The sequence below is a fragment of the Candidatus Chryseobacterium colombiense genome (assembly GCA_029203185.1).
GTDB lineage: Bacteria > Bacteroidota > Bacteroidia > Flavobacteriales > Weeksellaceae > Chryseobacterium > Chryseobacterium colombiense.
This window is the reverse complement of sequence record CP119310.1, coordinates 2,060,647-2,076,384: the sequence shown is the minus strand read 5'-3', so window position 1 is coordinate 2,076,384 and position 15,738 is coordinate 2,060,647. Positions and strand designations below refer to the sequence as shown.

Here is a 15,738-nt window from a genome sequence, read left to right as displayed (position 1 = left end):
CATACATGAATACTCAACATAAAATAGCGGTTATAGGATTAGGATACGTTGGCTTACCTTTAGCGCGTTTATTTGCGACAAAATATCCTGTAGTAGGATTTGATATTAATCAAAAAAGAATTGAAGAACTTAATTCTGGTAAAGATCTTACACTGGAGGTCGAAGACGATGTTCTCCAATCGGTTTTAGTAAAAGAAAACCCGTTTTCTCAACAACTAAACAACTCAACGATTCAACAAAAAAATGGTTTATTTTGTTCCTCAACTTTAGACGATATTTCTGAAGCAAATATTTATATAATCACTGTTCCTACACCTGTTGATAAAAACAATCGTCCTGATTTAACGCCACTTATAAAGGCAAGTGAAACAGTGGGTAAAGTCATAAAAAAAGGAGATATTGTTATTTATGAGTCTACTGTTTATCCTGGTGCAACAGAAGAAGATTGTATTCCTGTAGTAGAAAAACAATCAGGATTAAAGTTCAATCAAGATTTTTATGGAGGGTATTCACCGGAAAGAATCAATCCTGGAGACAAGCAACATACAGTAGAGAAAATCTTAAAAGTAACCTCTGGTTCCACACCAGAAATTGGAAAGATTGTTGATGATTTGTATAAGTCTGTAATTGTTGCGGGGACTCATTTGGCACCTACAATTAAGGTAGCCGAGGCAGCTAAAGTAATCGAGAATTCTCAACGGGATATTAATATTGCTTTCGTAAACGAATTGGCTAAGATCTTTAATTTACTTGATATTGATACTCATGCTGTATTAGAAGCGGCTGGTACTAAATGGAACTTTTTACCGTTTAAACCAGGACTGGTTGGTGGGCACTGTATTGGTGTTGATCCCTATTATTTGGCGCAGAGAGCACAGGAGTTTGGCTATCACCCGGAAATTATTTTGGCAGGACGAAGACTGAACGATTCAATGGGAGAATATGTTGCATCACAAGTTGTAAAAACGATGATTAAGAAAAATATCAACGTTAATGGTGCGGAAATTCTTATGCTGGGAATTACTTTTAAAGAAAACTGTCCGGATGTTCGTAACACAAAAATTGTAGATGTGATTTCGGCTCTAACTGACTACGGAATTAAGGTTTCTATTTATGATCCTTGGGCTAATCCTAAGGAAGTGGAACATGAGTATAACTTGATTACAACAGACCAACTACCTGCGGATAAATTTGATGCTGTGGTGTTGGGAGTAGCACATAAGGAGTTTATGAATCTGGATCTGAAATTATTGCAGAGGGAAACATCCATTTTATATGATGTGAAGGGAATCCTTCATCACGAAGTTGATGGCAAGCTGTAAATAAATTTATATTTCTATAATCCCTTTTTATAAAGTATTTAAAAATCATTTATAAATCTTGCCATAAACTATTTGTAAAAAATAATATTAATTTTGACTATCTTCTTGTTTAGGAAATTTTAATATAGATCATCTTAATATTAGATTATTTATAAACTGTATTATCATGTATAGACTAATAAATATTTTAAATACTTTATTATTTTAATTAATAAAAATGCTTTTTTAATATCAAATATACTTATGTCTGTACTGTATCAACAAAAAAAGGACATCCCGGGATGAAGTATTTAAAATTAATTATTTTACTGTTAATTTTTTGGAATCTCCCCAGTTTTGCTTTGGTCAATGTTGACTCTATGGCTGGGACACTTTTAAGTTATGGGACTTTTCTTCTAATTATTGTATATTTTTTATTAAATAAAAAAGTAAAATCTACAAGTCCTTTTATTATATTAGGAATTTTATACTTTCTAATTTCAGTATTGGTGGATGCCCAAGATACCGAAGGCTTTATAGTAACCTTTATTAAGTATTTTATTTTTATAATATTGAGTATTAAGCTGGTAAAAGATACCACAAACAAGGATATATACATTGTATTGTTGTTAGGGGCTTTAAGTATCTTATTTGAGTCAATTTTTATAAAAGATATTGGAGGCAGATTTAGTGGTTTTTATTTGAATCCGAATTCTGCAGGGTTAATTTGTATTTTAGGTTATTGTCTGAGTTTTTCCATCAATAACAAAAGACTCCGGATAATAGGACAAATATTGTTTTCCATAGCCGGGTTTGTTACTTTCTCTAGAACTTTTTTATTGCTTTGGGTTATTATTAATGTAGTTTCGTTGTGGGTAAGTTATAAAAATGCTTACAAAATTCTTCTTGGGATAATCTTATTTAGTTTTTTTCTCTCTTTCGGAGATAAATTTGATTTCAACACAAGACGATTAGAAGCTTTTTCAGCAATTTTAGATGGTAAAATAAATAGTGATATGGAAGAGGATTCCAGAACCGAAACTTGGGCCCTTTATTATGATAAGATTTTTGAGAGGCCATTATTTGGAAATGGTTATTTATCTTTTTCTGGAGAAACAATCGGTTCAGGAGAGACAGGAATTGTCAAAATGGGAGTTCATAATACGCCGTTAATGATAATAGGGGAATCAGGAATTTTTGCATTCTTATGTTTCATTTGGATTTATGGGACCCTTATGGTAAAAGGCATTAAAATATTTAGAGATGAGCCAATCTTTTTTTTAATGTCGTTTTCTCTATTCATGTATATGCTAACAAATCATAATTATTTTGATAATTATTTAATTCTATTTATTTCTTTGTGGCTATTTGTGAAAATACAGAAAAAAATAAAAAGGAATTTAAATTAAGTTTTTAAATAATATAAGATAGGAATTGTGTTTTTCTTAGATCGTAAAATAATTATTCAAAAGATCATATAAAATAATATAAATCGATTGATTTTAAGATTTAAAGAAAAACATATCCTTATATGATAAGTATCTCAAATATTATTGTAGGTTTGCTCACTCATTCAGAGTATACATTGAGGAAAGAGAATCAATTGTGATGAAATTATTATGAAATTATTATACAGAATAAATAAATATATTCTAACTGTTTTAAAAAAACCGATGTTTTTCAATGTTATTCTTGTTGGTTTGGTAACATTGATAGTGAAATCAGTCGGATTTCTAAAAGAGATGGAGGTTGGAAGAACTTTTGGACTTTCAGAAGTTATAGATACTTTTTTTATGGCTTCTTTGGTTCCTGGTTTTGTCAATAATGTTTTCATGTCATCTTTTCAGAATATATTTATTCCAAACTATATTATGGAAATGAGACAAGGTAAAGATATCTCCTCATTTTATAGTACTTGTGTTATTTTTACTTTTTGTATGGCCTTAGTACTGTCTTTTATCGCTTACTGGTTTACAGATTTTTTTATTGAAGATTTATTTAGTGGACATTCTGCTGAGTATTACCATTTGATTAGAATTCAATTTTACATTTTACTACCCTGTATATTTTTTTGGTCATTTTCTTCTTTATTGAGTGGCGTACTGGAAATAAATGGGCTTTTTCGCTTTTCAACTATTTATCCAATAATTACGTCATTGGTTTATTTAGTAAACATATATTTCTTTCAGAATAAAATGGGGTGGCTTTTGCTCTCTATCAGTATGCTTCTAGGAAGTTTTTTAGAATTTGTTTATTTACTTTTTATTTCAATTTATAAAAATACAACGAAACTATCCAAGCCAGATTTCAGATCAGATAATGTTATTATTTTGTTTAAACAGATTCCCTCTAAAGTAGGATCAAGTTTTTTGACAGGTTCAACAGGTTTTGTAAATCAATTTTTTGCAGCTCAATTAATGGTCGGTTCTCTTTCTGCATTTAACTATGGACAAAAAATTCCTTCTTTTTTGGTAACAATTCTGATTATTGCTTTAGGTAATGTTTTGTTACCTTATTTTTCAAATTTGGCTTATGATAATCGTACCAAAGCATATGAAGTGGTAAATAAATCTATTATATATACATTTTTATTTTCTTTACTATTTATTGGAATTTTATTTATTTTTTCAGAGAATATTGTATCTGTACTTTTTGAAAAAGGTAATTTTACGTCTAACGATACTATTAGAGTAGCGAGAATACAGCAGATACTATTGATATATATCCCTTTTTATGTTTCATCAATAATCATAATAAAGTTTCTTACCAGTATAAATAAAAACAATTATATGTTTTATGCTTCGGTTTTGAATCTAGTTTTGAATGTCATTCTCAATGTTTATTTTGTAAAGTTTTATGAAATTAATGGTTTGGCATTGGCTACGGCTATAGTGTATATTGTTAATTTCGGAGTATTGTTTGTTTTTTTTAGATATCAAAAAAAGATGGATTCTGCATAAGTTTTAAGATCGAGTATGTTATTTTTTAATCTTTAAAGCTTTATTTTAAATAAGATGCATACTGTGATTATTGTTGAGAAAGAAAAAAGAGCTTTGAGAGTTTAGTTCATAATGTCATTTGATGATATTATACGAAATGGGGATTGTTATAATTGTTGTTCATCATTTTGTAATAAAATTTCTAATAAAATTGAAGAAAATATTATATTTAACATTCATGCGATCTATTTTCAGTAAGAACCTTTATATTATTTATACTATGAAATCTTTCTCAAGATATTTCCTAATAAATTTAAATAAATGAGGTCCAAGAAGAAAATTGCTTTTCTGCTACCAAGTTTAGGAGCTGGCGGTGCTGAAAGGGTTGGCGTTTTGCTAGCCAATAAGTTTTCAGATAAATTTAATGTCTTTTTAATTGCCTTTACAAAGGCTAAAGCTATTTATAAAGTAAATGATAATGTACAATTAATTTATTTGCAAGACACTTTTTCGCATAGTGTCTCTTTTTTTCAAGCGATCAGAAATAATTTTTTCCTTTTAAAAAAGGTTGTTAAAATTATAAGATTAAATAAAATAGATATTTTAATTGGCTTTACAACCAATGTAAATATTATTACTGTATTATGTGCGTATTTCTTAAGAATACCTAATATCATCAGTGAAAGGAATAATCCAAAGGTTTATGTACCAAATTTTTTCTGGAGAAATCTGAGAAATTTAACTTATCATCTAACTGATGGATTAGTTGTTCAAACAGAATTCATTAATGATTTTTATAAGAACATTATTTCAAATCGTAAGATTATTACTATTCCTAATCCGATTGATGAGTCAGTTTCATCTTCAAGATTGGTTTACAAAGAGAGAGAAAATATTATTTTAACTGTAGGCCGTTTAGATTCAAATAAAAATCAGAAAATGTTGATCGAAGCATTTGCTAATTTAAACGTTGATGGCTGGAAATTAGTAATAGTTGGAGATGGTATTCTGAAAGATGAGTATGTGGAACTAGTCATATCTTTAGGAATAGATCACAGGGTCGATTTTGTCGGAAATGTGCAAAATGTTTGGGACTATTACAATCAGGCTAAAATTTTTGCTTTTACTTCAAATTCGGAAGGGTTTCCGAATGCTTTACTTGAAGCAATGTCTTTTGGACTACCATGTATTTCAACAGACTGCCCATCAGGACCTTCTGAGATTATACTAAATGATGAAAATGGCTATCTGATAGAAATGGGTAATATAGAACAATTAGAAGATAGATTATCTATTCTTATGCATAATCCTGATATTTGTGATCAATTTAGTAAAAAGGCAATGGCCTCTACCAAAAAGTTTAGTATGGCTGAAGTGAAAAAGCTATGGGAAGTCCAAATTCAAAAAATACTGTAGATATTTTATGAAAGTCACGGCAAAATTAAGAAACAAATGTATTTCTCTGTTTAAGGGCTTTTGATTATTGCCAAAATTATGATGAGGCTTTAGAACCAGACGTAGAAATGATTTAATTTTATATTAGATCTTAATTTTATAAAAAAGTAAATAATAAAATAATAAAATAATAAAAAATGTGCGGTATTTATTTAACAAACATACCTTTTACCGAGAAGGCTATACAGGGGAAGTTAGAGACGATACAATTCAGAGGCCCGGATTATACAGGAGTTACGGCTGATAATAATTTGATTTTTGGTCATCTCAGGCTTTCTATTTTAGACTTAGAAGAAAGGTCTCATCAACCTATGAAATATAAACATCTTACAATTGTTTTTAATGGGGAGATTTATAATTTTCAAGATTTAAAAAATGAGCTAATAGAGTGTGGATATTCTTTTGAAACTACTGGTGATACAGAAGTTTTATTAAAAGGATATGAACATTGGGGCGAATCTCTTGTTCCTAAACTGAATGGGATGTTTGCTTTTGCTATTTACAATGCCGAAACCGACAAAATATTCTGTTCGAGAGATCGTTTGGGAGTTAAACCCTTCTATTATTATTGGAAAGATGGTCAATTTGAAATTTGCAGCCAGCTCAGACCCATTCATGAAAATAAGAGTATCAATCGAGAAGCTGTATCAATATTTCTCGACTGTACCTATATACCAAGTCCTTATACTATTTATAATGATGTTTATAAATTGTCACCCGGCAATAACCTGATAATAGATTTAAAAACTTCGGAGTTAAAGATTAAAGAATATTGGAACCTTAAGGAGGTGAAAGATTCTGGTCTTTCCTATGATGAAGCAAAAAATCAGTTGCACACATTGCTGAAAGATGCGGTGAAAATAAGACTTCAATCCGATGTACCTTTCGGATCTTTTTTGTCAGGAGGAATAGATTCTGCACTTGTCTCTAGTATTGCTGCGAAAGTTTCAACGAATCAAATAAAAACTTTTTCTATTGGGTTTGATGATCCGAAATATGATGAAAGTAAAATAGCTTCACAATATGCAGACATTATGGGGTCTATACATACTGAAACTATTTGCCGCCCTGAAGATATCCTGGAAATGATCCCGAAATTGATTGAAGTGTATGACGAGCCTTTCGCAGATAGTTCTGCATTACCTTCGTTATTGCTCAATAAAGTAACAAAAAAACATGTTACGATGGCACTTTCTGGAGATGGAGGAGATGAAAGTTTCTTAGGATATAATCATTTCGATTGGGTAGTGAAATTTCGAAAATTACTAAAGATACCTTTTACAGTTCGTTATTTTTGTTCTTTATTTCTAGTAGGAAATATCATTGGTAAAAGGACAGAACCTTTTAAAAGAATCTTAAGGACGAAAATTGATAATGATTTTATTAAAGGAGTTTTTATTGGCTATAACTCCTTAATTAAGAAACGTAATTTGAATTGGCTAAAACCTTATAAAAATTCGTTAGTATTGTCAAATGATTTAATTCAAAGAACCGCAGATTTAAACATTAAACTTTGGTTAGAAAATGACAGTAATGTAAAAGTAGATAGAGCCAGTATGGCTTACTCTGTTGAAGTAAGAAGTCCATTTTTAGATTATAGGATTATAGAGTTTGCTAGAACATTACCGGTTGATTATCGATATGTACCGGGTAGAAAAAAAAGAATGCTAAGAGATATTCTGAAAGAGTATATACCAGAAGAAGTTTTTGACCAGCCTAAGCGCGGATTTGCTGTTCCTATCGGTACATGGATACGTACTGAATTGAAACAGGAATTTGTAGATAACTTACAGGATGATTTTTTAAATCAGGTTCCTAATCTGGATGTAAAAAAATTTAAGAAAATGTTTAAATTACATTTAGCAGGTAAACATGATTACTCGTCTTATATTTGGAGAGTCTATATTTTATCAAAATGGTATCAGGAATTTGGATTTTATAAAAAAAAATAAATTAATAAATTGAGTTCCAAGAAGAGAAAAATAATATTTATTTTGCCCAATTTAAAGGCGGGAGGCGCTGAACGTGTTATTTCTTATATTGCTGCAAAACTGAGGGAAGATATTTTTGAAGTAAAATTAATTGTATTAGGATTTGAAAAAGATACGGTTTATGATACAGGCTCTATGCATACCCAATATTTGCAAAAAGACAGATTGATTACTTCAATAGCCCCTCTATTTAAGATCATTTTTACTGAACGACCTGATATTGTATTTAGCACCATTAGTCACGTAAATTTGGCAATGGGGCTTTTTAGTGTTTTCTTTAAAAAAATAAAGTTTATTGGTAGAGAAGCGAGTGTGATGTCTCAGATGAACCAGTTTACTAATTTTAATTCTAAAATTCTAAAGAGTTTAACTAGGGTTTTGTATGGCTGCTTAACAAGGATTGTTTGCCAGTCAGAAGACATGCGCTTGGATTGTATTAAATATTTTGGCTTAAAACCATCAAACTTAGTCGTTATCAATAATCCTTTGACTTATGTTCCGGCAATAGTTGAAGGCTCTGCTGCTAAAAAAGAAATAAAGTTTATTACAATTGGGCGGTTAAGCGAGGAAAAAGGATATTTAAGAATAATCGACGGGTTATCAAAAATTAAAGATTATGACTTTACATACACTATTGTTGGTTCCGGTCCTCAGGAAAACATTATAAAAGATAAAATAAAAATAAATGGCTTAGATAAGAAAATTAACTTTATATCTTATACTTCAGAAGTTTTAGAAGAACTGAAAAAGCATGATTTTTTTTTACAGGGATCTTTTGTAGAAGGATTCCCCAATGCTGTGTTGGAAAGCTGTAGTGTTGGAACTCCTGTAATAGCATTTAATGCACCGGGTGGTACAAAAGAAATTATAAAAAATGGAACTAATGGCTTTCTTGTAGAAAATGAATCCGAATTTTGTACAATTTTAAGGAAAATCAGGGAAATAAATAATTTTCAACGAGAAGATGTTGCTGAATCTGTTACTTCCAAATTTAATGCAGAGAATATCATCAGACAGTATGAAAACTTATTATCAACCGTATAATTTACTACATACCTAACATTTGTACGGTCTCTGATTGGTTTTTATTCACAATTAATTAAATATGTCGAGCAAAAAAGAAATCTTAATATTTACTATGTCAATGGGAAGCGGTGGTGCAGAGAGAGTAATTAGTTTGCTTTTACCAATGCTGATAAAAGATTATAAAGTCACCTTATTTCTGGTGATTAATAATCTTCATTATCCAATACCTAGTGAAGTTGAAGTACAGGTGGCTTCTCCAAAACAAGCTCTAGGTGCTTTAGAGAGAATTAAAATGCTGCCAAAAATAGTGGCTCTATATAGAAAATTGTTACAAAAGAAAAAACCTTTTGCTTCAATGTCTTTTCTTTTACAGCCAAATTTAATTAATGGAATGCTAAAAAGTCACTTTCCTGATACAAAGTTTATTTTGAGTGAACGCTGTTATCCTTCAATGGAATATAAATCTTCGAGACTGAAATATGAGCTTTATAAAATTTTAATTAAAAAATATTATAATTTGGCAGATTTAGTATTTTCGAATTCAAAAGAAATAAACAATGATTTGTTCAGTAATTTTGGAGTTAGAAATCAAATGAAAGTACTTTATAATCCTGTCAATATAATGTCTCATAATCAGTATGAACTTAATGATGATAAATTGCGGATTGTTACAGTTGGCCGTTTAATACCGGTAAAGAACCAAGTTTTAATTCCTAAAGCAATACAGCTGTTAGAACAAAAAGATAATATTTTTCTAGAAATTGTCGGGGAGGGACACTTGCGAAGCAAATTAGAGTATTATGTTGGGAAATTAAATATAAACCTCGTTGGTAATTCAAATAATGTAAATAAATATTTAGCAAAAGCAGATTTTTTTATTTTAAGTTCAGACTCAGAAGGCTTTCCTAATGCCCTATTAGAGGCAATGGCAATGGGACTGCCTGTTATTTCTACAAACTGTAAATCAGGACCGTTGGAATTGTTGAATAATGGGGAAAATATTCAGGTGGCACAAGGTAACTTTGCTGAAGCAAAATTCGGAATACTTGTGAATGTAAATGATAGTATTGGTTTGGCAAAAGCAATTTCATTTTTATACCATCATCCGGAAAAAAGAAAGCAATACTCCGGACTCAGTTTTAAAAGATCACTTGACTTTTCTTTAGAAACAATTTATAAACAATTAAATTTTAATATTTTACAATAATAATATGTGTGGTGTTAATGGAATTATAAAAAAAAATATTTCTGAGAATGAAATTTTAAAAAACTTGGAAGTGATGAATCGCCATATAATTCATCGCGGTCCCGATGATGATGGCTTTTTTACAAACCATTTTGACAACACGGGAATAGGTTTTGCCATGCGTCGTTTATCAATTATTGATCTGTCATCAGGAAAACAACCGATTTTTACGGATGACAGGTCGAAAGTAATTGTTTTTAATGGTGAAATATACAATTATAGGATATTAAGAGCTGATTTAGAGGATAAAGGCATTACTTTCCATACCACTTCAGATACAGAGGTCATATTGAAACTATATGAACAATATGGGACGGAAGCTTTTAATAAATTAGACGGGATGTTTGTTTTTTCTATTTATGATAAAATAAATGGTAAAATCTACATCGTTAGAGATTTCTTTGGAGAAAAACCACTGTATTATACTACAAATAATAATGAACTAATATGGGCTTCAGAATTGAAATCCATAATGTCAATATTGAATTATAAACCCCAAATCAACAAAGTAGGATTATCTCTTTTTTTCCAGCTTACATACATTCCTGCACCTTATTCAATATACGAAGGAATTCATAAATTAGAAGCAAACAAATATCTTGAATATGATCTCAAAAAAGATGAGCTCAACATTATAATAATAAATGCTCCTGAAGAAATTAGAAAAAAAGATATTTCATTCGAAGATGCAAAAAAAGAAGTTTTTGATCTGGTACATGAATCTGTAGAATCAAGAAGTATATCAGATGTCCCTATCGGAACCTTTCTGTCTGGTGGTGTAGATTCTTCAATAGTGAGTCTTTGCTTGGCACAAAATAAAAGCGAAAAGATAAATACCTTTTCAATTGGCTTTGAAAAAAAAGCATTCGATGAAACAGAAAAATCACGGTTAGTAGCTAAATTAATAGGAAGCAACCATCATGAGTTTGTAATTTTGGAGAAAGACTTATCAGAAGATTTAAATGATATAATATTAAATTTTGATGAGCCTTTTGCAGATTCTTCAGCATTACCGAGCTATCTGGTTTCAAAAAAGACCAGTCAATATGTTAAGGTGGCACTCACCGGAGATGGGGGAGACGAGATCTTTGGTGGTTATAACAAATATTTAATTGGAAAAATCAATAGAAGGTACACAAGTTTAGTTCCTGAGTCATTTCATAAAAATATTTTACAAATTACCGATAGATTTACAAGGCAAAAAGAAGATAAAAGAGGAATTAAATTTAAAATTAGAAAATCTTTAAACTCAATAAACTATGGCAGTGAATTCTATTATAATATTATCAAGCTTGGTTTCTCAGATCTGGAGATGAAGCATTATTTAAAAAATGATTCCTTTGATACTGACCCGTTAAAATTATATAAAACTAAAGTTCCTGCGCCACTATCACTTACTGATTTCAGGGAAGTAGATAAAATGATTAGTCTGGAAGGAGATATGATTGTTAAAGTAGACAGAACCAGTATGCTTACTTCTCTCGAGTGCAGAGCACCCTTTCTAAATAGAAAACTCTGGAATTACACCAATTCTCTTCCTGAACATTTTCTACTTAAAGGAAATAATAAAAAATATATCCTTAAAAAGGCGTTCGAACAGTATTTTCCAAATGATTTTCTAGAAAAATCAAAGCAGGGTTTTGGAGTCCCTGTTGGTGATTGGTTGAGACATGGAATGAGAAAAGAATTAGAGTCTTACATTGATCTTGGTTTTTTAAATAAACAAAATTTATTTATCACAGATTCGCTTGTAAATATGGTAAAGAGTCATATTAATTCTTTGGAAGATCATTCCTTTAAAGTTTGGACGTTTTATTGTTTCCAAAAATGGTATAAAAATATTTATGAGAATTTATAAATATTTGATGATATTAAATAAAATAGTGCTTAATGTTTTTTGATAATATGTGTTTGTTATGAATACACTTTTAATGGTTGCTAACGTCGACTGGTTTTTTATTTCTCATCGGTTGTGTATTGCGCAACAAGCAAGTAAAGATGGGTGGAAAGTATTTGTTGCTTGTGAAGACACAGGAAGAAAAAAAGAAATAGAAGTTGATGGGATAACTTTTATAGATTTTAAATTTTCAAGATCCGGAATAAATCCTCTTAAAGAATTTAAGACTTTAGGTCAGTTCTATCAATTATATAAGAAAGTTAAGCCAGATGTTGTTCACCATATTACATTAAAGCCGGTAACTTATGGATCAATTATTGCAAGAACCTTGAATATGAAAGGTGTATTAAATGCTGTAAGTGGTTTAGGATATAATTTCACTGGTGATCGAAAAGGTTCTGTCCAGAGGTTAATGATAAGATTAATGCGTTATGGATTCGATAGAGATAAATTAACGGTTATTTTTCAAAATGATGATGATCAAAGGGTTTTCAAAAATTTAAGAATACTATCTAAAAAAAATACAATAGCAAGGATAAAAGGTTCTGGGGTTGACCTGGTAAAATATGAAAAAAGTCTTTTCCCTTCTTTTGATAGAATTAAAATAGTTTTGCCTATAAGAATGTTATGGGATAAAGGGGTGAAGGAACTGAGGGAAGCATCAGAATTGCTCAAGGAAAAATATCATGATCAGTTACAGATCATTTTGTCTGGTTTGGCAGACGAAGATAATAAGGCAGGAGTTCCTGCAAGCTATTTAAACGATTGGCAAGATGGAGATTATGTCGTGTGGATTGGCTACCAAAAAGATATGGTAAAGGTCTACAAAGATTCACACATTGTAATATTACCGTCATATAGAGAAGGTATGCCTAAAACATTAATAGAAGCTTGTGCCATTGGTAGAGCTATTATTACAACTGATGCCATAGGTTGCCGGGAGTGTGTAGATGAAGGTATTAATGGATTAAAAGTACCGGTATATTCTGTTAGAGAACTTGCAGATGCCATAGAAAAGTTAGTGGTAAATCCTGATTTGATAGAAAAGATGGGATATCAATCTAGAATAAAGGCAGAAAAAGAATTTGATGTAAATGCTGTTATAAAAAGACATTTGGAAATCTATAAAGATTTATTAAAATAAAAAATGATTGTAACTATTACGGGAGCATCCGGTTTTGTAGGAAAAAATCTTTCGTTTTTTTTAAAACAAAAAGATTGTGTAATAAACGTTTTTTCTTTAAGAAGTAAGAACTGGAAAACAGGTTTTTCAAAATCTTCCGATGCGATTATTCATCTTTCAGGTAAAGCTCACGACACTTCAAATGTCTCGAACCCTGATGAGTATTATAAAATAAATCGTGATTTGACTATTGAAATATTTAATGAATTTTTAAATTCAGATATAAAAAAATTCTTTTATTTCAGTTCTGTAAAAGCCGCAGCAGATTCTGTCGAAGAAATTTTGACGGAAAGCGATGAAGCTAATCCGATAACACATTATGGGAAGTCAAAAATCGAAGCAGAAGAATATATCTTAAATCAAAATTTACCTGAAGGAAAGAAAGTTTATATCATTCGACCTTGTATGATCCATGGTCCGGGAAACAAAGGAAACCTAAATCTTCTCTATAAAATTGTTGAAAAAGGCTTGCCTTGGCCTCTCGCATCATTTCATAATCAAAGATCTTTTTTTGGGATAGATAATTTGAATTATCTGATATATGAAATGCTTATGAAAGATGATTTACAATCAGGAATTTATAATTTTGCAGATGATGAAGCTCTTTCCACCAATGAATTAATTTCAACAATAAATAAAGCTTTGAATAAAAAACCAAAACTTTGGTCAATTTCTAAAGGCTTGATTGAGAAAATTGCTGGTTTAGGGGATAAACTAAAGCTTCCGTTAAATTCTGAAAGGTTAAAAAAGCTTACAGAATCCTATGTGGTTTCCAACCAAAAAATAAAATCTGCGTTAGGAATTGAAAAACTACCCTTATCAGCAGAGGAAGGCCTTATCAAAACAATTAAAAGCTTTAAAGAAAAAAAATAGACTTAAAATTATCACACTCACATTTAAAAATTATGATTCGCATATTCGATTTTTTATTTTCATTTTTCGGACTTTTATTCCTTTGGCCAATTCTTGTAATTTTATATATAATAGGATTGTTTGATACAGGTTCACCCATATTTGTTCAGGAAAGAGTAGGACGCTATAAGAGGCCGTTCAAACTAATTAAATTCAGAACCATGCATGTCAATACTAAATCTGTGGCTACACATCTCTCAAATCAGGCGTCAGTCACAAAATTTGGAAGCTTTTTACGTAAATCTAAACTGGATGAACTTCCGCAATTGATCAATGTTTTAACCGGCGATATGAGTTTAGTTGGGCCAAGACCGAACTTATTTAACCAAACTGAATTAATTGAAGAAAGAGATAAAAGAGGGGTTTATAATGTAGTACCTGGAATTACTGGTCTTTCACAGATTAACGAAATCGATATGTCAACCCCTTTAGAGCTTGCGATTAAAGATGCGGAGATGATTCAGAACCTTACACTTTCAGATTATTTTAAGTATATTTTTGCAACCGTTAGCGGAAAAGGTCAGGGAGACAGAATCCAAAAATAATTTTCCATTTTACTTTAAATCAATTAAATTTACTTTAAAACAGTAAAATGCAGGATAAAATATGGCTTTCTTCACCCCATCTTTCAGGAAAAGAACTTTTTTATGTAAGCGATGCCTTTGAGAAAAATTGGGTCACTTCAATTGGGGAAAATATAGATGGTTTCGAGCAGGATTTAAAACAATGCTTAGGTAATAATCATGAACTGGTGGCATTGAATTCTGCCACATCTGCCATTCATTTAGCATTAGTAATGTTAAATGTGGAAAAACATGATGAGGTTCTTACTTCTACCTTTTCATTTGTTGCTTCGGCCAATCCCATCACTTATTGCGGAGCCACTCCTGTATTCATCGACTCGGAAAAAGAAACTTGGAACATTTGTCCGAAAGCATTACAAGAAGCTATTGAAGATCGCACCCAAAAGGGGAAAAAGCCTAAAGCGATCATTGTGGTACATCTCTATGGAATGCCTGCGAAAATGAAAGAAATTAATGAAATTGCAGCAAAGTATGAGATTCCGGTCATTGAGGATGCGGCAGAAGCTTTAGGCTCTACCTATAAAAATCAGGCTTGCGGAACTTTTGGACGTTTCGGAATTTTGTCCTTTAACGGAAATAAAATTATTACAACTTCAGGTGGAGGTGCTTTGGTTTGTCATACAAAAGAAGACAAAGATAAAGCAGTATTTCTTTCTACTCAGGCAAGAGATAATGCTCCTCATTATCAGCATTCTCATATTGGATATAATTATCGGATGAGTAATATTACTGCGGGAATAGGAAGAGGGCAGATGGAAGTTTTATCAAATAGAGTTGATGCTCGCCGAAAAATGCATGAGTTTTATGTAGAGCTTTTTAATAATATAAATGGAGTTGAGGTATTTTCAGAGCCGACTTCAGATTTTTATTCCAATCATTGGCTGTCAGCTATTATCATTGATCCGGTAATAACAGGAAGAAACCGTGAAGAACTGCGATTAGCATTTTTGGAAGATACTATAGAGTCTCGTCCTTTATGGAAACCAATGCATTTACAGCCAGTGTTTGCAGATGCTCCTTACTATGGCGGGAATGTTGCGGAAGAATTATTCGATAATGGACTATGTTTACCTTCAGGATCAAACTTATCTGATAAAGACCGTGAAAGGATTGCCAATGTGATAAAGAATTTCTTTAGCTAAATAATTTTAACATTAAATAATAGAAATCTGTAGGAAACTACAGATTTTTTTATGCAAAGGGA

General features: G+C 30.9%; 12 protein-coding genes. All 12 read left to right on the top strand.

Annotation, left to right across the window (positions count from 1 at the left end; translation table 11 throughout):
* The first annotated feature begins 5 nt into the window (after positions 1–5).
* The 12 genes from P0Y62_09190 to P0Y62_09135 all read left to right on the top strand — a co-directional run bounded on the left by P0Y62_09190 (position 6) and on the right by P0Y62_09135 (position 15,676).
* Positions 6–1,322, top strand: coding sequence for a nucleotide sugar dehydrogenase (locus P0Y62_09190; protein ID WEK71727.1), 1,317 nt, complete (start codon positions 6–8; stop codon positions 1,320–1,322).
* A 281-nt stretch (positions 1,323–1,603) separates the two neighbouring features.
* Positions 1,604–2,710, top strand: a complete 1,107-nt coding sequence (locus P0Y62_09185; GenBank protein ID WEK71726.1) for an O-antigen ligase family protein — start codon at positions 1,604–1,606, stop codon at positions 2,708–2,710.
* Positions 2,711–2,920: 210 nt separating this feature from the next.
* Positions 2,921–4,261: a lipid II flippase MurJ gene (locus P0Y62_09180; GenBank protein ID WEK71725.1), complete on the top strand. Its 1,341-nt coding sequence runs from the start codon at positions 2,921–2,923 to the stop codon at positions 4,259–4,261.
* A 300-nt stretch (positions 4,262–4,561) separates the two neighbouring features.
* Positions 4,562–5,656 (top strand): glycosyltransferase family 4 protein, encoded by a 1,095-nt coding sequence (locus P0Y62_09175; protein WEK71724.1) that lies wholly within the window; start codon positions 4,562–4,564, stop codon positions 5,654–5,656.
* A gap of 176 nt (positions 5,657–5,832) precedes the next feature.
* Complete coding sequence (gene asnB, locus P0Y62_09170) at positions 5,833–7,647, top strand: asparagine synthase (glutamine-hydrolyzing) (protein ID WEK71723.1); 1,815 nt, start codon at positions 5,833–5,835, stop codon at positions 7,645–7,647.
* 42 nt (positions 7,648–7,689) lie between these two features.
* Positions 7,690–8,730 (top strand): glycosyltransferase, encoded by a 1,041-nt coding sequence (locus P0Y62_09165; GenBank protein ID WEK71722.1) that lies wholly within the window; start codon positions 7,690–7,692, stop codon positions 8,728–8,730.
* 61 nt (positions 8,731–8,791) lie between these two features.
* Positions 8,792–9,919, top strand: a complete 1,128-nt coding sequence (locus P0Y62_09160; protein WEK71721.1) for a glycosyltransferase — start codon at positions 8,792–8,794, stop codon at positions 9,917–9,919.
* Between the two features lie 4 nt (positions 9,920–9,923).
* Positions 9,924–11,816, top strand: coding sequence for an asparagine synthase (glutamine-hydrolyzing) (asnB, locus tag P0Y62_09155; GenBank protein WEK71720.1), 1,893 nt, complete (start codon positions 9,924–9,926; stop codon positions 11,814–11,816).
* A 58-nt stretch (positions 11,817–11,874) separates the two neighbouring features.
* On the top strand, positions 11,875–12,999 hold the full coding sequence (locus P0Y62_09150; GenBank protein ID WEK71719.1) for a glycosyltransferase family 4 protein: 1,125 nt from the start codon (positions 11,875–11,877) through the stop codon (positions 12,997–12,999).
* A 3-nt stretch (positions 13,000–13,002) separates the two neighbouring features.
* Complete coding sequence (locus tag P0Y62_09145) at positions 13,003–13,911, top strand: NAD-dependent epimerase/dehydratase family protein (GenBank protein ID WEK71718.1); 909 nt, start codon at positions 13,003–13,005, stop codon at positions 13,909–13,911.
* 32 nt (positions 13,912–13,943) lie between these two features.
* Complete coding sequence (locus P0Y62_09140; GenBank protein ID WEK71717.1) at positions 13,944–14,495, top strand: sugar transferase; 552 nt, start codon at positions 13,944–13,946, stop codon at positions 14,493–14,495.
* A 47-nt stretch (positions 14,496–14,542) separates the two neighbouring features.
* Positions 14,543–15,676 carry an aminotransferase class I/II-fold pyridoxal phosphate-dependent enzyme gene (locus P0Y62_09135; GenBank protein WEK71716.1) on the top strand — a complete coding sequence of 378 codons (1,134 nt, stop codon included), beginning with the start codon at positions 14,543–14,545 and terminating at the stop codon, positions 15,674–15,676.
* Positions 15,677–15,738: the final 62 nt, after the last annotated feature.